Here is a 19,169-nt window from a genome sequence, read left to right as displayed (position 1 = left end):
TTTGGTGCAGGTGGCGGCACCTGCAACGGCACCGACGACAGATTACGCGGCGGACGTATCCACCAGGATGGACAGAGGAAGCTGCTCAATTTCTGACAGCAGTTGTGCAAGTGCCCTGCCCGCCGCATCCAGCACCGCACGACCTTTTTCGGCCGTGGCCGCCGAGGCATTGCCCACGGCACCGGCCGGGTTGTAGTCCTGCATTTGCCAGCCCAGCTTGGCACTCTTGCCATTGCCCAGAATGGCGAACTGCTTCGCGCGGTCTTCCGAGGTGGATAAAAAGTTGTGTGCCTGGGTCATGTCCACCTGGTGCGGCGCCAGCGCCAGCATCATGGAGGTTTCAATCTCGCCTGCATGGATGCCAAAGCGGTGCTCGTGCGCGCTGAACAGGGCGTTCACATCCTCGCCCTGCGGCCCCACCAGCGGCAAACCAAACCAGTTGACGCTGTAGACCAGCATGCCCAGACGGGCACGCAAGTCGCGCGCCACGATGTCCATCACGCCCACCTGCCCGCCATGCGAATTGAGCAGCACCAGTTTTTTCACGCCACTGGCAGCCACGCTCTCACCCAGCTCGGTCCACAGGCGGATCACGGTCTCGGCCTTGAGGGTCAAAGTGCCGGCAAACTGCGCGTGCTCCGGGCTCAGGCCCACCGATTGGGTTGGCAAGAACAGCGCCGGCACATCCGCCCCCAGATGCGGCAGGGCCGCGGCAATCACGCCGTTGACCAAGGTGGTGTCCACATTGAGCGGCAGGTGCGGGCCGTGCTGTTCAATGGCCGCCACGGGCAAAACCGCAACACAGCGACTGCGGTCCAGCCGCGCAAAGTCGGGGCTTTTCAGATCGGCCCAAAAACGGGGAACAGCAGCAGGTGTGGGCACAGAGTTCATGGGTGTATTTTGAGGGCAGTTGAATGGACGCTCTGATGCACATGGCGGCTTTGCCGCTGCGAGCGCGGGTTAGCGGCGCGCTCCCGCGTCTCGCTACGGACCGCACTGAGCGCGTCGGCCAGACATTGCGGTTTGCCGCGGGCACCGCTGGCCTGGTAGTCGGCCAACACCGCCGCGCGCACCGCGCCTTCTGGCAGGCCGCGCGCTTGCGTGAGGTGTTCAAACAGCAGGTCCACCAGTTTTTCATAGGCAAACTCATGGGTCTTGCCGGTGCTGCGCCACAGCCAGTCGCTAAAGGCCAGAAAGTTATAGAAGGCCGACGCGCCCAGTAACAACCGCAGCGCCTGAGAAAACCGCCCGGCGTTGGCAACCATTTCCCAATAGCGTGCAAAGCGGTTGATGCGTTGCAGGGTGACGAAATCGATGGTCGAATTTTGCAGAATTGTGTACGGCGTTTGCGGGTCGTAGACCATCGCAAAGTCGGTGGTGTGCCGGGTAATCGGCGTGCCGCGCAGCCGCTTCAAAATGCCAAACTGAATCTCGTGCGGTGCCAGGGCGTGCAGGCGGTCAAAGCCCTCTGCAAAACTCTCCAGCGTTTCACCGGGCAGTCCAAAGATCAGGTCGGCATGCACATGGGCCTGGCTCTGGGTTACCAGCCAGCGCAGGTTGTCGGCCGTTTTCTGGTTGTCCTGCTTGCGCGAAATGCGCTGCTGCACCTCGGGATTGAAGCTTTGAATGCCCACTTCAAACTGCAGCGAGCCCGCTGGAAACTGCGCAATCAACTCCTTCAGCCGGTCATGCAGGCTGTCTGGCACCACTTCAAAGTGCACAAATAAATCGGGGGAAGCCTGCAAGCTACCGTCTGGCTGCTTCATGCGTTCCAGAAAAAACTGCAAAATCCGCACCGAAAAATCCACCTTCAAATTGAAGGTGCGGTCCACAAACTTGAAGTTGCGCGCCCCGCGGGCATAGAGCGCATCCATCTCGGCCATGAAGGCATCCAGATCAAACGCCCAGGCGGTTTTGTCGAGCGAACTCAGGCAAAACTCGCACTTGAACGGGCAGCCGCGCGAGGCCTCCACGTACAAGAGGCGTTTGGCCAGATCCTCTGCGGTGTACTCGCCATAGGGCATGGTCAACTCGCTGAGCGCGGGCTGCTCACCCACGATCACCTTCATCAGCGGCTGGGGGCCGTCCAGCAAGGCCCGGCACAGCTTGGGGAAACTCACATCGCCCCAGCCGGTGACCACGTGGTCGGCCAAGCGGCAAATTTCCTGCTCGCCGGTCTCGAAGCTGACTTCCGGTCCGCCCAGCACCACTTTGATATCGGGCCGCAGGGTTTTGAGCAGGCGCACCACCTGGGTGGTTTCCACCACGTTCCAGATGTAGATGCCCAGTCCAATGACGGCGGGGTTCAGCGCCAGCAGCTCTTCAACGATCTGCGTGGGGCGCTGCTGGATCACAAATTCACGCAGCGTGGTCTGCGCGCGCAGGCCGGGGCCGCCGTGCCGGTCCATATTGGCCAACAGGTAGCGCAGGCCCAGCGAGGCATGGATGTATTTGGCATTGAGGGTGGCCAGCACGACGCGGTTCATGCCCGTATTATCAAACTCCGATGTCCACAACCGTTTTCAGCTTCCATGCGCCCTAGAAATTCCACCGGCGACTCCTTCTTTGCCTGGGAGGGCGATGTGCTGGTGGTCAACATTCTGGGCAAGCCGTCCGCCAGCAAGGACGCCATTGGCAAACCCAAAGGCACGCAACTGAAGGTCAGCGTCACTGCGGCGCCCCGAGGTGGCAAGGCGACCGACCACATGGTGCGGTTTCTGGCGCCGCTGTTCGGCGTGGCGGCTGCGGACATTGAAGTGGTGTTTGGCCAGGAAAACGTCAACAAGCAGCTGCGTATCAAGGCGCCTGCCAAGTTGCCTGACGTATTCACACAGACGCACACCCTTTGAGATTTATCAACTTGCCAGAATCCTTCTGATACCTATACTGAAACTACAAGAGCCACGGTTTGGGTGGGTAGCGTGGGCGTTGCTGTCCGGCACCGCTGCCTGGTTCGGGTTTTCGCAATACTGTTCTTTCAAGGAGGTTTCCATGAAACGTGCTTTGTTGATTGCTGCGTCTGTTGCGCTGGTGGCACCTCAGGTGTTTGCCCAGGCCAAGAGCTTTGAGGGTTTCAGCCTGGGTGCCAATGCCGAGATGGCCCGTTCGACCACAGAGAGGGCCGGCGTATCGGACAGCGGCGATGGGTCCGGCTTGGGACTGCAGGGGCAATATGCGTTTGCACTGGGTCCCCAGTTTGTGATGGGCCTTGGGCTGACCGCGAGTACCGGCAGCCGAAACGCAGGGAGGCTGGGTGCCACCGAGTTCAGCACCAAGGATGGGGCATCGTTCGACCTCCTGCCGGGCTTCGCTATTTCCGAGTCCCTGTTGCTATACGGAAAAGTGTCGGCGCTGTCTGCCACCAATGTGGCAAAAACCGGTGGCGTAGAAACCACGACGAGCATTGATGGCGTGGGATATGGTTTGGGGCTGCGTGGCATGCTGGACAAAAACCTGTTTTTCCAAGTGGGCTATGACGAGAATCAGTTCAATGAAAAGACGATCGGTGGGGTGGCAGTCAAGCCCAAGGCTTCCATTTTCTCGCTCGGAGTGGGCTACAAGTTCTGACGCGTAGGAAGATGCACCCAGAGCCCACTTCGGTGGGCTTTTTTGTGCCAATGCCACAATGGCGCCATGCCTGGTCCCGCAAGCCCCCTGCGGCTGGAACTTTTAACCCTCCACCCCGCTCCCACCGTGACATGACTCTATTGCCCGCCTTTCTCCCACCCCCCCCATCGCGCCGCCTCACATGGCGCCACCGGCTGCAAGGCGCTATTGTTTTTATAGCTGCTTGCACAATATGGACGGGGGCAAACGCCCAATTCACCTTAAAAAACCAGCCCCAAGCCACTGAAGCGGGTGCCGTGGTGCAGACCGAACAGGTCCGCGCGGAACTGGTGGCGCTCGCACCGGATGGCGTCCACGCAGGTGATGCCGTGTGGGTGGGGCTAAAGCTCAGCCACCAGCCGCATTGGCACACCTACTGGAAGAACCCGGGCGACTCCGGCCTGCCCACCACGCTGCAGTGGACCTTGCCCACCGGCGTCGCGGCGGGCGACATCGCCTGGCCCACCCCCAAACGCATTGCCATCGGAACGCTGGCGAACTACGGGTTTGAGGACACGGTGCTGCTGCCGGTGCCATTGACCATTGGCAAAGACTTTTTGTCATCTGCCTCTGCGCTTTCTGGCAGCCTGGAAATTCGGCTGTCTGCCGCTTGGCTGGTGTGCCGCCAAGAGTGCATTCCCCAGGAAGGCAATTTTGTGCTGCGGGTACCCGTGCAAGGCTCTACCGCGCTGCATGCCGCGGACTTTGCGGCAACCCGTGCAGCAGCCAGCCCGCAGCCGTTTTCTGGCTCGGCGCAGGCCAAGGTCACAGGCGATGCCCTGACCCTCTCCGTCACCGGCCTGCCTGCGGCGTGGCAGGGCAAGGCGCTCAATGGTTTTCCCGAAACACCCAATCTACTCGAAGCGCCCACAGCGCCCCAGTCCAGCGATACGGTCAGTGCCAGTGGCGCAGCCCCGCAGGCGGGCACCCAGTCCTGGAACAACGGCACCTGGACGGCCTATCTGCCGCTCTCGGCCCAGCGCGAGGGCTCCGCAACGGCGCTGCCGATGGTGCTCACACTGGATGGGCAAAGCCTGCAAACGGTGGCCCAGGTCAACGGCGTCTGGCCACCCGTTGCAACTACAGCCGGGGTGTCACCCGCGCTGCAGGCAGCCCTGGCCAACAACGCCAAACCCCCTGCAATCCAGGACGGAGGATGGGGTACCTGGCTGTGGGCCATGGCCGCCGCTGTGGTGGGCGGCCTCATTTTGAATCTCATGCCCTGCGTGCTCCCGGTGCTGGCCATCAAGGTGCTGGGGTTTGCCCGGCACGGAGAGCACAGCCGGGCGTCCCAGAGAGCCCAGGGCCTGGCCTACACGCTGGGCGTGGTGCTGTCGTTTGTGGGCCTGGGCGCATTGATGCTGGCGCTGCGCGCTACGGGTGAACAGCTAGGGTGGGGCTTTCAGCTGCAGTCTCCGGCCGTCGTGGCAGTGCTTGCCGCGCTGTTCACGCTACTGGGGCTGAATCTGGCGGGGTTGTTTGATGTGGGCAGCCTGCTGCCCCACCGGCTCGCGTCGATGCAGGCACGCCACCCGGTGGTGGACGCGTTTTTGTCCGGCGTACTGGCCGTGGCCATTGCCTCACCCTGCACCGCGCCCTTCATGGGCGCGTCACTGGGCTATGCCATCAGCCTGCCGGGTGCGCAGGCCCTGGGTATTTTTGCTGCGCTGGGCCTGGGCCTGGCCTTGCCCTTTTTAGCGGCGAGCTGGGTTCCAGCCGTAGGCCAGTGGCTACCCAGGCCCGGCGCCTGGATGGACACCTTTCGGCGTTTCATGGCTTTTCCCATGCTGGCCACGGTCGTATGGCTGGTGTGGGTACTGGGGCATTTGAGCGGCGTGGACGGCGCAGGCGCCTTGCTGGCGCTGCTGCTGGGTCTGGCGCTGCTGGTCTGGTCGTTGGGTCTGGAGGGACGCAGCCGCTGGGTATTTGCTATCACTTCTATAGCGGTCTGCGCAGTATTGACGGGGGCTATAGGCCCAAACATTCTTAAAATGGACGACAGCACACCCGCCACGACAAGTTCCGCAGACGCTGCCAACCCCGCTGATGGTGCCGCCGTTTGGCAAGCCTGGACGCCGGGGCGGGTCGACGCCGAACTGGCCGCCGGCCACCCGGTGTTTGTGGATTTCACCGCCGCCTGGTGCATTACGTGCCAGTACAACAAGAAGACCACGCTGGGCAACCCCGAGGTTCTGGCCGACCTGCGCGCCCGCCAAGTTACCCTGCTGCGCGCCGACTGGACCCGGCGCGACCCCGCCATCACCCAGGCGTTGGAGCAACTCGGGCGCAGTGGCGTACCGGTTTATGTTCTGTACCAGGCCGGGCGCACGCCGGTGGTGTTTTCCGAAATTTTGAATGCACAGGACCTGCGCACCGCAGTCGCCCAACTATGAACCCGACCAACGACAGGACCCAGCAGCAAGCCATGGCGACCATCCTGGACCACATGCGCACCGTGGCGGTGGTGGGCCTCTCGCCCAAGGCGCACCGTGATAGCCACGAGGTGTCGCGCTACATGCAGGCCAAAGGCTGGCGCATCATCCCCATCAACCCCAACGCGGCCGAGATACTGGGCGAAAAGTGCTATCCCACGCTGGCCGACGCTGCGCGCCAGCACCCCATTGAGCTGGTCAACGTGTTTCGTAACAGCGACGATGTGCCACCCGTGGTGGCCGACGCCATTGCCATTGGCGCCAAAGCCATCTGGCTGCAGATGGGCATCGCCCACGAGGCGGCCGCAGCCCAGGCCCGCGCGGCAGGGCTGCTGGTGGTACAGAACAAATGCCTGATGGTGGAACATGCCCGCCACGGCACGGCCTCCTGAGCCACCGCCAGCCGGGCTCCTGCGTTGCAGGCTATTCTTGACCAGAGTCAAGCTGACTCCCCACGCGAACTGCGACAATTGAATCCATGAACGACCAGCACAACGCCCCCGGCAGCCCCGCCACCCAGGACCCCACTTTTTCCAACCTGCACAACGCAACCTTCTTGCGGGCCTGCCTGCGCCAAGCCACAGACCACACCCCCGTGTGGCTGATGCGCCAGGCCGGCCGTTACCTGCCGGAGTACTGCGCCACCCGGGCCAAAGCGGGCAGCTTCATGGGCCTGGCCACCAACCGCGACTACGCCACCGAAGTGACGCTGCAGCCGCTGGCACGCTACCCGCTGGACGCTGCTATTTTGTTCAGCGACATCCTCACCGTGCCCGACGCCATGGGTTTGGGTCTCAGCTTTGCACAGGGCGAAGGTCCGCGTTTTGCATCCCCCGTGCGCGACGAAGCGGCTGTCGCCAAGCTGGAAGTGCCCGACATGGAGAAGCTGCGCTACGTGTTTGACGCGGTCAGCTCCATCCGCAAGGCGCTGACGCAAGCCGATGGCAAGGGTAGCGTGCCGCTGATCGGGTTCTCTGGCAGCCCCTGGACACTGGCGTGCTACATGGTCGAAGGTGCGGGCTCGGACGACTACCGCCGGGTCAAGACCATGCTTTACAGCCGCCCCGACCTGATGCACCGCATCCTGGCCGTCAATGCTGACGCGGTGGCCGTGTACCTGAACGCCCAGATCGATGCCGGCGCACAGGCGGTCATGATTTTTGACAGCTGGGGCGGCGTGCTGGCCGATGGCGCCTTTCAGGAATTCAGCCTGGCGTACACCAAGCGCGTGCTGTCCCAACTCAAGCGCCAGGGTCCCCAGGGCGAGACCATCCCGCGCATTGTTTTCACCAAAGGCGGCGGCCTGTGGCTGCAAGAGATGGCGGCGCTGGACTGCGACGTGCTGGGCCTGGACTGGACCGTGAACCTGGCCCGTGCGCGCGCGCAGGTCGGCGGCCTGGAGAACGGCCCAGGCAAGGCGCTGCAAGGCAATATCGACCCCAACGTGCTGTTTGCAGGCGCACCTCAAATTGCAGCCGAAGTGGCACGGGTGCTCGACAGTTTTGGCGCGCCCTACCAGGGCACCGGCACCGGCCCCACGCACATCTTCAACCTGGGCCACGGCATCAGCCAGTTCACCCCGCCAGACCATGTGGCTGCGCTGGTGGAAGCGGTGCACAGCCATTCCCGCAAACTGCGGGCTTGAATCCCTTACCATTTTTTTACCCGGGTTTGAAGCCGCTCCTTGCACTTATGCACAAAAAATGCAGAGCGGCTCCGGTTGCCTCCACCGTTTGGGTGGTCGGCGCTATAAAAGGGATAGCGCCTGTAAGTGCTTGATTCATAAGGAATTTAACTTTTGCTTTTTTTGTGGGCATTTCGTTGAAACCCTTGATTTACAAGGCTTTGGCGGGGGTCAGGACAAGATATCAACAAAGTTATCCACAGAAATCTTGGATACACGGCAAAATGCTTTCAAATCAAGCACTTAGCTCCGGTTTCGCAGAATTACTTCAATTAGTTGCCCCAAGTGGTCTTTAGCCTCCCCCGTTTCTTTCCGGTGATTGCGCTCCGCCCATGAGCCACTGGCTGTGTGTTCTCGTTCAAACCCCGGCCCATGCTTCGCTGGGTTCGGTGCTGAGCTACCGAAGTGAGGCGCTACTTGCGCCCGGTACCCTGGTGCGCGTGCCCCTGGGCAAACGCGAGACCCTGGGCGTGGTGTGGGATGGCGACGCCGCACAGGCCACGGGCGAACTGGACCCTGGCAAGATCAAGGCCATCGCCGGGACGCTCGACGGCATTGCCCCGTTGAGCACCGCCTGGCAACAGCTGATTGGCTTCACGGCACAGTATTACCAGCGCTCTTTGGGCGAGGTGGCGCTGGCGGCCCTGCCGCCCCAGTTGCGTGAACTCTCCCCCCAGCAAATGCAGCGCCGCCTCAAACGCGGCACAGTGGCTCAGGGCAAATCCGCAAGCGACACCGGGGCAGTCCCCAACAGCAGCCCTCTCGCCATTCCCGCACTGACGCCCGAGCAAGCCACTGTCGTCGCCCAGATCAACGATCATCCCGGCCCGTTCCTGTTGTTTGGCGCCACCGGCAGTGGCAAAACCGAGGTTTACCTCAACAGCGTGCAGACCCTGCTGGCCAGCGACCCCGAAGCCCAGGCCCTGGTCATGGTGCCAGAGATCAACCTCACACCCCAGCTGGAAGCCCGCTTCAAGGAACGCTTCACACCCCTGTATGGAGAGGACGCCGTGGTGTCACTGCACAGCGGCATGACCAACCCGCAGCGCCTCAAAAGCTGGCTGGCTGCCCACAGTGGTGCCGCGCGCATTGTTCTGGGCACCCGCATGGCGGTGTTTGCCTCCATGCCCCGGCTGCGCCTGATCGTAGTGGACGAAGAACACGACCCCAGCTACAAAAGCAGCGAAGGCGCGCGCTATTCGGCCCGCGATCTGGCGGTGTACCGGGGCAAGCTCGAAGGTGCCAAGGTTCTGCTGGGTTCGGCCACGCCATCTCTGGAAAGCTGGCACCACAGTCGCCCCGCAGCCGAGGGCGGCCGCTACTTGCGCCTGCACATGCCCAGCCGCATCGGCACCACACCGGATGCAGCCTCTGCTCAAACCGCCCAGGAGCGCACCCGCGCCGCCGCGGGCACACCCGCAGGCCTGCCCCTGGTGCGCCGGGTGGACATGAACCACCAGCACCGCAACGCCGTGTTCTCGATCCCGCTGCTGGAGGCCATCAAGGAGCGGGTTCTGCGCGGTGAGCAGTGCATGGTGTTTTTGAACCGGCGTGGCTACGCCCCGGTGCTGCACTGTGCTGACTGCGGCTGGAAGAGCGAATGCCCGCATTGCAGCGCTTTTCGCGTATTCCACAAGATCGACCGCACGCTGCGCTGCCACCATTGCGGCTTCACCGAGCGCGTGCCGCGCGCCTGCCCCACTTGCGGCAACCCCGACATTGCTCCACTGGGGCGTGGCACCGAGCGGCTCGAAGAACACCTGGCGGAGCTGCTGGCCGACGTGCGCCGCCCGAACTCCGTCAGCGCGGAATTCCCCGAAGGCGAGCCGATCCGCGTGGCCCGCATTGACGCCGATACCACCCGCCTCAAAGGCGAGTTGGAGAGCCAGCTGGCCGCCGTGCATGCGGGCGATGTGGACGTGCTGGTCGGCACGCAGATGATTGCCAAGGGCCACGACTTTCGACGCATCACGCTGGTGGCCGCCGTCAACCCCGATGGCGCCCTGTTTTCCAGCGACTTTCGCGCACCCGAACGCCTGTTCAGCCTGCTGATGCAAGCCACCGGGCGCGCTGGGCGCGATGCCGCGCTGGGCGCGGGCAGCGAAATGTGGATTCAGACCTTCCAGCCCGCACACCCGCTCTACGCCGCCCTCAAGCGCCACGACTACCCCGCTTTTGCAACAGCGCAATTGATGGAGCGCGAGCAAGCCGGTCTGCCGCCGTTCAGCGCCCAGGCCCTGGTGCGCGCAGAGGCCCGCACGCAAGAGGTGGCCCAAGCCTTTTTGAATGCCGCCAGCGCGGCGGCCAGCACGGATATGGCGCTATGGGAGGGCTGGGCGGACGTTCTGGCGCAGGTCACGCTGTACCCGGCGGTACCCATGAGCATTCAACGGGTCGCCAATATCGAGCGCGCCCAGATGTTGATTGAGAGCCCGTCGCGGGCGGCCCTGCAACGGTTTTTGAGTGGCTGGCAATCGGTGCTGCACGCCACCCGGCAGGGGCCCGAGGGCAAAGGGCTGATTCGCTGGGCCGTGGATGTGGACCCGCTGGCGATTTAGGACTGGACAATTCCCAGATACATAAAAACCGCATATGCGCCGACCATGCCAAACCCCAGGATGCGCGGCAGGCGCCCCAGAATCGCGATCGACAAAAAGTGCACTGCGGCAGCGCCCAGAATGATGAACGCCCCCATTTGAAAGTAGCCGGGAACATCAATCCGGTCAAACAAGGCAAACAAGCCGATGCACATGGGAATACAGATATGGCTGTCGCCAATTTGGGAACTGACAACGATGTCCTGCCGCCCCACGTAGCCGTAGTAGAGCGCGATAAACGCGTTGGGCAACACCATCAGCACGCCGCTCAACCAGCCCAGATTCGCCGAACTCAAGACCTTGCCATCCGCTTTGGAAATCCAGTCAACCAGGTGATCGACGCTCAGGTAGATGCAATAGGCACTGGCGGCGATCAGCACCAGGTCGATCGCAATCGACCAATGGAACGACCGGTTCTTTCTGACGTTGTTTTTGAGTATTTCAAACACATGCAGCACCTGCCAGAACAGAAACAGGCCAACCAGAACCAAGCCATCGTAAAAATCAATCACCTTGTCTTTGGCCAGTGCCCACAAGGCGCCAGTAAACAGAAAAAGGGCCACCAGGGTGAACAGCAGGTCAAGCCGGTACAAGCGATAAACGTCGGACTGTGCTTTCTTTTTGGCATTGGGCTTGCTTTTGGGGGTGATAGCCGAAGCCGAAAAAATCGCCGACAGGCCCAGAATCAGCGTCAGATTGGTGACGTTGTTGACCACGCAGTTCTCGACGACCAATCGGCCATTGCCTGGGGATTGGCTCATTACATAGGCGAAAACCAGATTCGCAAATCCAGAGCAATACGGCATGATCAAAGACCCGAGGACGGTCCCCTCGAAGCCCTTGTTTTCTATTGCCCGAAGGCGCCAGATCATCACAATGGAAGCGGCCACAAACAGCGCCAGAAGCGCTAACGGATTGGACAGATAGACCGAAAAACGCTGACTTAGACTCGCCACGGAAAAAAAACGGTGTGGATGAACATGGTCTGAGGATACGGGGGTTTTCACGCCAAAAAAGCGGCTTGGGTACACTGCGCGTCTTTGCGAAAGAAAATACCCATGACAACCCCATCCAGTCTTCCTGCCGATGCCATGGCCGAGCGAATCGTTCGCCATTTTCAGGCGGAAGGATTTTCTGGCATCTCTGAGGCGCTTATTGTTCGCTTGCGCCTCAAAAAAGGCGACCGGCAAGCGGTTGACGCTGCGTTCGACATGTCCGTAGACCGCGAAGAAATGCCCCCGTTGCATGCATATTTCGAGATTCGCCCCTATGGCCATTTTTCAGACATGCGCAGTTTTGATGAAGCAAAAGCCGTCTTCACATCGGACTTTGGCCTGAGCCTGCGCCGGGATTTGCCCAACGTATTTTTTGATCCCGCCCCGGTCGTGGTTGATGATGCGCTGGCAACCGGTACGAAATACGATGCGATGATCAAGCTAAGTGACAACACCGATGGGTACGCCCTGGCGATCCTGCTGAACGACCCGGCCTCTTCGTTCTTTGAATACCTCGGAACCCATCGCGGATACGACTGGCACAAGATCATGGGCGATTTCGGATCAGTAGCCGCATCCTTCGCCCAGGACATTGATCTGGTCTAACCCGGCTGGCTCACGTCATCAAGGCCACCGCGCCTGAAAACGTGAAGAAGGCGGCTGCCGTCGACACCAGAATAATCCGCGCAATGCGTCCGTTGTCCGCGCCAAAGCGCTCGGCCAGCAGTGACACATTGCTGGCGCTGGGCAACGCGGCCAGCAAGACCAGCACCGTCAGGGCAAAGCGGTCCAGCGGCACGCCCAGCTGAATGGCGGCGGAACCCACCAGCAAGACAAGCAAGGGGTGCAAAAACAGCTTGATGGCGGCTACGGGCACCACTTCCATCCAGTGCACCGGGTGGGCCTCGCCGGAATCGGCCATGATCTGGGAACGTGCCAGCACCGCACCAATGGTGAACAAGGCCACGGGCGATGCGGAGTCGGCCAGCAGGCCCACGGTTTGCACCACGGGTTTGGGCAAATCGAGCTGCAGGGCCGACACCAGCGCCCCCAGCAAAATGGACCAGGGCATGGGGTTGGCGGCCACGCCCTTGAGCGCATTTTTGGCCGCCAGGCCAGCCGAGGCGCCACCGCCGTGGCTCTTGTCACCCAGACGGGACAAGGCAATGCACAGCGAGGAGGTCACTACCATGTCCACCAGAATCGTCACAATCGCCGGCCCGGCCGCCTTGGGGCCCAGCAGCGCCACCAGCAGCGGCACTCCCATGAAGCCGGTGTTGGGAAAAGCGCCGACCAGCGCGCCAAACGACGCATCATTCCAGCCAATGCGCCCATGCAGGGTGACGGCCACTACAAAAGCCACCATGACCAGTGCGCACAGCAGGTAGGTCAGCGCCACGCTGGGGTCGAGCAGCTGGGCGATGGGGGTACTGGCGCCAAACCGGTACAGCATGCACGGCAGGGCAAAAAACAGCACGAAGCCGTTGAGCCCCGGTATGGCCTGCAGCGGCAGCATGCCCCGGCGGGCGGCAATGAAACCGCAGAGTACGAGCGCGAAGAAGGGGAAGGTGACCGAGAGGATTTGCAGCACCCGCCCATTGTCGTGGCATTTATGGGCGCTTTACGCCCACCCGGTAAGATGGCGCGCTTGTTTGCTGAACCCGTCTGAATGTCCCTCCCTCCATCCCCCACTGCCGCATCCCCCATGGGTCACGGCCTGAATCCGGCCCAACAGGAAGCCGTCAACTACCTGCACGGCCCCTGTCTGGTGCTGGCGGGCGCCGGTTCGGGCAAGACCCGCGTGATCACCCACAAGATCGGACGGCTCATCGAGAGCGGCATGCCACCGCAGCGCATTGCCGCCATCACGTTTACCAACAAAGCCGCCGCCGAGATGCGTGAACGCGCCAAGGGGCTGATTGGCAAGCCTGCCAAGGACGTAGTGGTGTGCACGTTTCATGCACTGGGCGTGCGCATGCTGCGGCTGGACGGCGCTGCGCTGGGGCTCAAGCCCCAGTTCAGCATCCTGGACAGTGACGATGTCACCAGCATCCTCAAAGACGCCGGTGGCAGCACCGATGCCGCCACCGCCCGCCAGTGGCAGTGGACTATCAGCGGCTGGAAAAGCGCCGGGCTGAACGCGGCACAGGCGCTGGCCCTGGCCGAGGACGACAACGCCCGCATCTCCGCCACCGTGATGGCACGCTACGAGGAGCGCCTCACCGCCTACCAGAGCGTGGACTTTGACGACCTGATCAGCCTGCCACTCAAACTGCTGCGCGACTATGAGCATGTGCGCCACAAGTGGCAGGGAATGATGGGCCATGTGCTGGTGGACGAATACCAGGACACCAATGCCACCCAGTACGAAGTGCTCAAACTGCTGGTGGGCGGCAACCCGCCCGGCGAAGCCCGCTTTACCGCCGTGGGCGACGATGACCAGTCCATCTACGGCTGGCGCGGTGCCACGTTGGACAATCTGAAAAAGCTGCCCATTGAGTTCCCCCAGCTCAAAGTCATCACGCTGGAGCAAAACTACCGCTCCACCAGCGCCATCCTGCGGGCCGCCAACAACGTGATTGGCCCCAACCCCAAGCTTTACCCCAAAAACCTGTGGAGCGATCTGGGTGAAGGCGAACCCGTGCGCGTGGTGGACGCCGACAACGAAGAGCACGAGGCCGAGCGCGCGGTGGCCCGCATCCAGAGCCTGCGGGCCGAGGGCCTGCTGGCGCAGGCGGGCAAGCAGTTCAAGGAGTTTCGCGACTTTGCCGTGCTGTACCGCGCCAATCACCAGGCCAAGCCATTCGAGAAGGCGCTGCGCAAGGCGGGCATTCCGTACAAGGTGTCAGGCGGTCAGGGCTTTTTTGACCGGGCGGAAATTCGCGACCTGTGTGCCTGGTTCCGCCTGTGGGCCAATAGCGACGACGACCCGGCGTTTTTGCGTACCGTCACCACACCCAAGCGCGGCATTGGGCACCAGACGCTGGGCACACTGGGGGTGTTTGCCAGCCAGTACAAGCTCAGCCTGTTCGAGGCGCTGTTCTCCAATTCGTTGCCCTCCGTGCTCGCGGCCAAGGCAGTGGGCAGCCTGCACGAGTTTGGCCGCTATGTGAATGACCTGGAATACCGTGCCCGCAACACCTCGGGCGCGGAAGCCGCACGCACGTTCATGACCGATTGGCTCAAGGACATCGGGTATGAGAAGCACCTGTACGACGGTGAGGACAGCGAAAAAGTAGCCTCTGCCAAGTGGAACAACGTGATGGAATTTTGCGACTGGATGGCCCTGCGCTGCGGCGGCCAGCTGGACGACACGGCCGGTGCGACCACCACCCGGGAAATCAAGACCCTGCTGGAAGTGGCGCAAACCATTGCCCTGCTCTCCACCATCAGCGAACGCGAGAAAGACCAGGACGTGGTTACCCTCTCAACCCTGCACGCAGCCAAGGGGCTGGAGTGGCCGCATGTGATTCTGGTCGGCGTGAATGAGGGCATGCTGCCGTTCAAGCTCAACGACGGCGCTGAGTCGGCGGGTGGCTCCGAGAAAGCCCACGAATCGGTCAATGAAGACATGGCGGTGCGACTGCAGGAAGAACGCCGCCTGATGTATGTGGGCATCACCCGTGCCCAGCGCAGCCTGGCGGTGAGCTGGACGCGCCGGCGCAAGAAGGGCCGGGAAATGGTTGCCGCACTGCCCAGCCGCTTCATTGCGGAGATGGCGCTGGACAAAGAGACGATCAAGGAAGACCCGCGCGAAAAGCTCAAGGCCCTGCGCGCGGAATTCGCCCAAAAGGCGCTGGCCTCCGCTGCTGCGGCTGCGCTCAGCCGATGAGAGTCCAACACACCCATTTGCTATATTTTTTATAGCTGCTTGCGTAATATCCACGGGGGCTAACGCCAAAATTGACTGCAAGAGCCCGCAACTCTCGCCTTTGTCTCGATTCTGGGAGCTGGAGCCTGCCAGCGACTGCGGCACATTTGGCCTGCGGATCGACAAGCCCCTGAGCCTCTCGGTCATCGGCTCTGACAGCGTCAATACCGCCCCGAATTCCCTCACCGCGGGGCACACGGCGACGACCCCAACCGTCTGGATTCACTGTGGTTCGCCTACAGCCAGCAGTCGTACTGGCAGTTGTTCAACAACGATCTGTCGCGCAGCTGGAATCGGGTGATTGCCAAGGCCGGGCTGGAATTTGGCAGCCAGTGGGTGGTGAACGCCAGCATCTGGCAGCGCATGCCCGAGGACGCAGCCACCGATGACAACCCCGAGATTTCTGATCTGGTGGGGCGCGCTGAACTGGCGACCACCTGGAACATCGATACCGGGAATGCCTTGTCATTGGTCGTGCGCCATTCCCTGCAGGCCAACGCCAACGGCTCTGTTCGCCTGGGATGGTTGCACCAGCTGGGTACACCAGGGCGGTCGGCCAATGCCGATGAGCGCAGCGGTCTGCGGCTTCACACAGAAGTATTCAGCGGCTACGGGGATACGTTGCTGGACTACAACCGCAAGCGCACTGTTCTCAGCGTGGGACTGACCCTGCTGGACTGGTAGGCCGCGCAATCAGCGCAAGCCGTCCCACCCGGTGCCCATGGTTGAATCGGAGAAGCCAAAGCCGGTCGTTTCCTCAACCGGTCCAAATTCCTCGTCGTGCAGATCCGTCAACACCAGCATGGCCGCAACCGCTTCCTGGTTGAAGCCGACGCGCGCCTGGCCCATGCCATCGCCACCACTCATGATGAGCTTGTTCACGTACTTGCTGCACTCCTTGTAACCCCACAAGTCGCGTATGGTGTTGGCTATGCGTTTGTGGTGCCGCTCGATGATCCGCAGCGAGTCATCCAGGCGCTGCGCGGCCGGTTTTTCCTCAAGCGGCATCGGCTGCGTGGGCTCATTGAAATCACCAACCGCCCCAGAGTCAGACTCCACATGCATGGCCAGCACGGGCAACGATCCCGAAACAGATTCAGGCTGGGCTTCAGGCTCGGCTCGCAGCTCAGCGCCAAACTCCAGTCCTGAATACCGGGAGTCCTGTTCCGCCACCGCCTTTTCCCATAGGTCCCAGCCGGTGTTAGGGTCGTCCTCAATAACCTCCAGCCCGCGGGTACTCACCGCATCCTTGGACGGCGGTTTGGCAGTTTTGTCGCCTTTGCCAAAAAAACCACTGAACATGTAGAAACCCTGGTTAATCTGAGCGGATATTACCGCAGCCCATACAACATTGCGACCGAATTAACGGCCGTACACATCCTCAAACCGAACGATATCGTCCTCACCCAGGTAGGAGCCCGACTGCACCTCAATCATCTCCAGTGGCACGCGCCCTGGGTTTTCCAGCCGGTGCGTTGTGCCTAACGGAATGAAGGTGGATTCGTTCTCGGAGACCAGAAAAGTCTCGTCGCCCCGGGTGACTTTGGCGGTGCCACTCACCACAATCCAGTGCTCGGCGCGATGGTGGTGCATCTGCAGCGACAAAATGCCCTGCGGCTTGACCACAATGCGCTTGACCTGAAAGCGCTCGCCCGCATCCACTCCGTCGTACCAGCCCCAGGGGCGGAACACCTTGCGGTGGATGCTGCCCTCGGGACGCGTTTGCGCCTTGAGGCGGTCGACAATTTTCTTGACGTCCTGCGTCTTGTCTTTGTGCGCTACCAGAATGGCATCGGCAGTTTCCACCACGATCAGGTCGCTCACGCCCACGCACGCAATCAGCCGGCCTTCTGACAAGGCCAGCGTGTTGGCGCAGTCCTGTAGCAGCACATCGCCTTGTGCCACGTTGCCACAAGCGTCTTTGGGCAGCACCTGCCACAACGCGTCCCACGAACCCACGTCTGACCAGCCCGCGCTCAGCGGGATCACCACACCCACGGGCAAGGTGGAAGGCCCGGTGGCAGATGCCAGGCGCTCCATCACCGCATAGTCGATCGAATCACTAGGGCACTGGGCAAATGCGTCCTTGCCCACCCGCACGAACTCGCCATCGGTCTTGCCTTGCTCCCACGCGGTCTGGCAGGTTGCCGAAATGTCGGGCCGGCAGGCTTGAATGGCAGCCAGCCAGACGGAGGCGCGCACCATGAAGATGCCGCTGTTCCACAGGTAGGTTCCGGCATCCAGATAGGTCTGCGCAGTGGACTGGTCGGGCTTTTCCACAAAGCGGGCGATGCGCCGGGCTCCTGAAGCAGATGCATCACCCGCCGCTTCATAGGCGTCTCCCGACTGGATGTAGCCATAGCCGGTCTCGGGGGCATCCGGTGTAATGCCGAACGTCACCACCGCACCGTGCTCTGCCAGCGCAGCACCCTGGCGTACGGCGTTCTGGAAGGCGGTGTTGTCCAGAATCACATGGTCAGCGGGCATCACGAGCAAAACCACATCGGCGGCGTCTGCTTCTTTTTTAATAGCAGCTAGCGCAGCCAGCGTGAGGGCTGGAGCCGTATTCCGGCCTAAAGGTTCGAGCACAATGACGCCACTACGGCCCATCAGGCGCAGTTGCTCGGCAATCACAAAGCGGTATTCCTCGTTGCACACCACCATGGGCTCGGCCAGCGTGATGCCAGGAATGCCATCAGCGCGGCGCACGGTGGCTTGCAGCAGCGAATCCTCGCCCACCAGTGCCAGCAACTGTTTGGGGTATTTTTCACGCGAGAGGGGCCACAAGCGGGTGCCGGAGCCACCGGACAAAACAACGGGTTGAATTTTCATGGAAGTCGGGTTTACGGTTTCGGGTTCTGCGGGCAAGTCAGGCGCGGGCGTCGCCCCAGCGCAGTTGCACGGTCTCATCGCCGCGGTACAGGGTTTCGCCTGCCCGGTTGACGCAGTATTCGGGGGAGATGATCATTTCCTTGAAGTGCATGCCAGCCGCAATGCGGGTGTACTCCAGCAAGACGCTGCGGGTCACCGTCGCCCCGGCACGAATCACGCTGCCATGGCCAATCCAGCAAGGCCCCACAATGCTCGCGCCCGGTTCGATCTTGACGCTCGAGCCGATGTACACCGGGCCTTGAATCTCGACCTCGTCCCATGCCACGCAGGTATTGAGCCCCACCCACACACCAGGCCGCACTTCACGTCCCGGCATGGTCATCTCGGCAATCTCGCCGCGCAGCACCCGCTGCAGCACCGACCAATAGTCGCTCACCCGCCCGATATCAATCCAGTTGAAAAAGCGGTTTTGGGCATAGAAAGGAAGCTTTTGCGCCACCAGCTCGGGAAACAGCTGCGAGCCAATGTCGTACACCTGCCCGGACGGCACGAGATCTAGAACTTCTGGCTCAAAAATGTAGATGCCGGTGCTGGCAAGCGTGGATTTGGCCTCTTCAGGCTTGGGCTTTTCCTGAAACGACTTGATACGCCCCTCCGGATCGGCCACCACAATGCCGTAACTTTCGACGTCCTTGAGGGGCACGTCCAGCGCCACCACGCTGGCAATGGCGCCTTTTGTCTTGTGCTCGTAGAGGGCGGCCCCGATGTCCAGGTCAATCAGCGCGTCACCGCACAGGACCAGCGTCGTTTCGTCAAAGAAACCACTGAAATCCTGGATGCGGCGCATGCCCCCAGCCGATCCCTGGGGCTTGGGGACCACTTCGCCATGCTCACGCGCTCCCTCGTAGGAATAGCCAATCTGCACCCCCCAGCGGTGACCATCACCAAAGTACTGCTCAATTTTGAGGTGGTGGTAGGCGACGTTGACCATGATCTCGGTAATGCCATGACGGGCCATGTGCTCGATCAGGTACTCCATTACCGGCTTGCCCAGAATGGGCACCATGGGTTTGGGCAGGTATTTGGTCAGCGGACGCACCCGTGTGCCCTGCCCCGCTGCAAGAATCATCCCCTTAGCCATACTTTGCCCCC

At 61.8% G+C, this 19,169-nt stretch carries 16 protein-coding genes; 9 read left to right on the top strand and 7 right to left on the bottom strand.

Going from position 1 to position 19,169, the window contains the following annotated elements; all coding sequences use genetic code 11:
• Window positions 1-42 precede the first annotated feature (42 nt).
• Both AC097W_RS19085 and AC097W_RS19080 read right to left on the bottom strand, forming a co-directional pair.
• The gene (locus AC097W_RS19085; protein ID WP_479604220.1) at window positions 43-891 is read right to left on the bottom strand and encodes a creatininase family protein; all 849 of its coding nucleotides are present in this window, start codon (window positions 889-891) and stop codon (window positions 43-45) included.
• Window positions 888-2,486, bottom strand: a complete 1,599-nt coding sequence (locus AC097W_RS19080; protein ID WP_479604219.1) for a B12-binding domain-containing radical SAM protein — start codon at window positions 2,484-2,486, stop codon at window positions 888-890. Before AC097W_RS19080 ends, AC097W_RS19085 begins: the two co-directional genes overlap by 4 nt.
• A gap of 45 nt (window positions 2,487-2,531) precedes the next feature.
• On the opposite strand from AC097W_RS19080, the gene AC097W_RS19075 reads away from it, so the two are divergent.
• The 6 genes from AC097W_RS19075 (at window position 2,532) to priA (ending at window position 10,280) form a co-directional block, all read left to right on the top strand.
• Window positions 2,532-2,849, top strand: coding sequence for a DUF167 domain-containing protein (locus AC097W_RS19075; RefSeq protein ID WP_479604218.1), 318 nt, complete (start codon window positions 2,532-2,534; stop codon window positions 2,847-2,849).
• Between the two features lie 142 nt (window positions 2,850-2,991).
• The gene (locus AC097W_RS19070; RefSeq protein WP_479604217.1) at window positions 2,992-3,567 is read left to right on the top strand and encodes a porin family protein; all 576 of its coding nucleotides are present in this window, start codon (window positions 2,992-2,994) and stop codon (window positions 3,565-3,567) included.
• 131 nt (window positions 3,568-3,698) lie between these two features.
• Complete coding sequence (locus tag AC097W_RS19065) at window positions 3,699-5,999, top strand: protein-disulfide reductase DsbD family protein (protein WP_479604216.1); 2,301 nt, start codon at window positions 3,699-3,701, stop codon at window positions 5,997-5,999.
• Window positions 5,996-6,430: a CoA-binding protein gene (locus AC097W_RS19060; RefSeq protein ID WP_479604215.1), complete on the top strand. Its 435-nt coding sequence runs from the start codon at window positions 5,996-5,998 to the stop codon at window positions 6,428-6,430. Before AC097W_RS19065 ends, AC097W_RS19060 begins: the two co-directional genes overlap by 4 nt.
• An 86-nt stretch (window positions 6,431-6,516) precedes the next feature.
• Window positions 6,517-7,683 carry a uroporphyrinogen decarboxylase gene (gene hemE / locus AC097W_RS19055; protein ID WP_479604214.1) on the top strand — a complete coding sequence of 389 codons (1,167 nt, stop codon included), beginning with the start codon at window positions 6,517-6,519 and terminating at the stop codon, window positions 7,681-7,683.
• 371 nt (window positions 7,684-8,054) lie between these two features.
• The gene (priA, locus tag AC097W_RS19050) at window positions 8,055-10,280 is read left to right on the top strand and encodes a replication restart helicase PriA (RefSeq protein ID WP_479604213.1); all 2,226 of its coding nucleotides are present in this window, start codon (window positions 8,055-8,057) and stop codon (window positions 10,278-10,280) included.
• Here priA and AC097W_RS19045 read toward each other — a convergent pair.
• On the bottom strand, window positions 10,277-11,275 hold the full coding sequence (locus tag AC097W_RS19045) for a hypothetical protein (protein WP_479604212.1): 999 nt from the start codon (window positions 11,273-11,275) through the stop codon (window positions 10,277-10,279). The genes priA and AC097W_RS19045 overlap by 4 nt on opposite strands.
• 102 nt (window positions 11,276-11,377) lie before the next feature.
• Between AC097W_RS19045 and AC097W_RS19040 the strand changes: the two genes are divergently transcribed.
• Window positions 11,378-11,920: a hypothetical protein gene (locus tag AC097W_RS19040; RefSeq protein WP_479604211.1), complete on the top strand. Its 543-nt coding sequence runs from the start codon at window positions 11,378-11,380 to the stop codon at window positions 11,918-11,920.
• A gap of 10 nt (window positions 11,921-11,930) precedes the next feature.
• Here AC097W_RS19040 and AC097W_RS19035 read toward each other — a convergent pair whose 3' ends face one another.
• Window positions 11,931-12,905 carry an AEC family transporter gene (locus tag AC097W_RS19035; protein WP_479604210.1) on the bottom strand — a complete coding sequence of 325 codons (975 nt, stop codon included), beginning with the start codon at window positions 12,903-12,905 and terminating at the stop codon, window positions 11,931-11,933.
• 114 nt (window positions 12,906-13,019) lie between these two features.
• Here AC097W_RS19035 and AC097W_RS19030 point away from each other — a divergent pair, with 114 nt between their 5' ends.
• Both AC097W_RS19030 and AC097W_RS19025 read left to right on the top strand, forming a co-directional pair.
• Window positions 13,020-15,146, top strand: a complete 2,127-nt coding sequence (locus AC097W_RS19030) for an ATP-dependent helicase (protein ID WP_479604295.1) — start codon at window positions 13,020-13,022, stop codon at window positions 15,144-15,146.
• Between the two features lie 300 nt (window positions 15,147-15,446).
• Window positions 15,447-15,869: a phospholipase A gene (locus tag AC097W_RS19025; protein WP_479604209.1), complete on the top strand. Its 423-nt coding sequence runs from the start codon at window positions 15,447-15,449 to the stop codon at window positions 15,867-15,869.
• 9 nt (window positions 15,870-15,878) lie between these two features.
• On the opposite strand, the gene AC097W_RS19020 is transcribed toward AC097W_RS19025, so the two are convergent.
• From AC097W_RS19020 to AC097W_RS19010, 3 genes are read right to left on the bottom strand one after another with little or no spacing between them, the layout of a single operon-like run.
• Window positions 15,879-16,487, bottom strand: a complete 609-nt coding sequence (locus AC097W_RS19020) for a hypothetical protein (protein ID WP_479604208.1) — start codon at window positions 16,485-16,487, stop codon at window positions 15,879-15,881.
• 60 nt (window positions 16,488-16,547) lie between these two features.
• Window positions 16,548-18,017 carry a mannose-1-phosphate guanylyltransferase/mannose-6-phosphate isomerase gene (locus AC097W_RS19015; protein ID WP_479604207.1) on the bottom strand — a complete coding sequence of 490 codons (1,470 nt, stop codon included), beginning with the start codon at window positions 18,015-18,017 and terminating at the stop codon, window positions 16,548-16,550.
• A gap of 37 nt (window positions 18,018-18,054) precedes the next feature.
• Window positions 18,055-19,158 carry a nucleotidyltransferase family protein gene (locus AC097W_RS19010; RefSeq protein WP_479604206.1) on the bottom strand — a complete coding sequence of 368 codons (1,104 nt, stop codon included), beginning with the start codon at window positions 19,156-19,158 and terminating at the stop codon, window positions 18,055-18,057.
• Window positions 19,159-19,169 lie beyond the last annotated feature (11 nt).

The organism is Rhodoferax sp. GT1R46 (assembly GCF_056521285.1).
The sequence above is the reverse complement of the archived record's forward strand: the minus strand, read 5'-3'. Positions and strand labels throughout refer to the sequence as shown.

Coding starts and splice junctions, on each gene's coding strand:
- AC097W_RS19085 (WP_479604220.1), bottom strand. CDS start 891: ATGAACTCTGTGCCCACACCTGCTGCTGTTCCCCGTTTTTGGGCCGAT.
- AC097W_RS19080 (WP_479604219.1), bottom strand. CDS start 2,486: ATGAACCGCGTCGTGCTGGCCACCCTCAATGCCAAATACATCCATGCC.
- AC097W_RS19075 (WP_479604218.1), top strand. CDS start 2,532: ATGCGCCCTAGAAATTCCACCGGCGACTCCTTCTTTGCCTGGGAGGGC.
- AC097W_RS19070 (WP_479604217.1), top strand. CDS start 2,992: ATGAAACGTGCTTTGTTGATTGCTGCGTCTGTTGCGCTGGTGGCACCT.
- AC097W_RS19065 (WP_479604216.1), top strand. CDS start 3,699: ATGACTCTATTGCCCGCCTTTCTCCCACCCCCCCCATCGCGCCGCCTC.
- AC097W_RS19060 (WP_479604215.1), top strand. CDS start 5,996: ATGAACCCGACCAACGACAGGACCCAGCAGCAAGCCATGGCGACCATC.
- hemE (WP_479604214.1), top strand. CDS start 6,517: ATGAACGACCAGCACAACGCCCCCGGCAGCCCCGCCACCCAGGACCCC.
- priA (WP_479604213.1), top strand. CDS start 8,055: ATGAGCCACTGGCTGTGTGTTCTCGTTCAAACCCCGGCCCATGCTTCG.
- AC097W_RS19040 (WP_479604211.1), top strand. CDS start 11,378: ATGACAACCCCATCCAGTCTTCCTGCCGATGCCATGGCCGAGCGAATC.
- AC097W_RS19030 (WP_479604295.1), top strand. CDS start 13,020: ATGGGTCACGGCCTGAATCCGGCCCAACAGGAAGCCGTCAACTACCTG.
- AC097W_RS19020 (WP_479604208.1), bottom strand. CDS start 16,487: ATGTTCAGTGGTTTTTTTGGCAAAGGCGACAAAACTGCCAAACCGCCG.
- AC097W_RS19015 (WP_479604207.1), bottom strand. CDS start 18,017: ATGAAAATTCAACCCGTTGTTTTGTCCGGTGGCTCCGGCACCCGCTTG.
- AC097W_RS19010 (WP_479604206.1), bottom strand. CDS start 19,158: ATGGCTAAGGGGATGATTCTTGCAGCGGGGCAGGGCACACGGGTGCGT.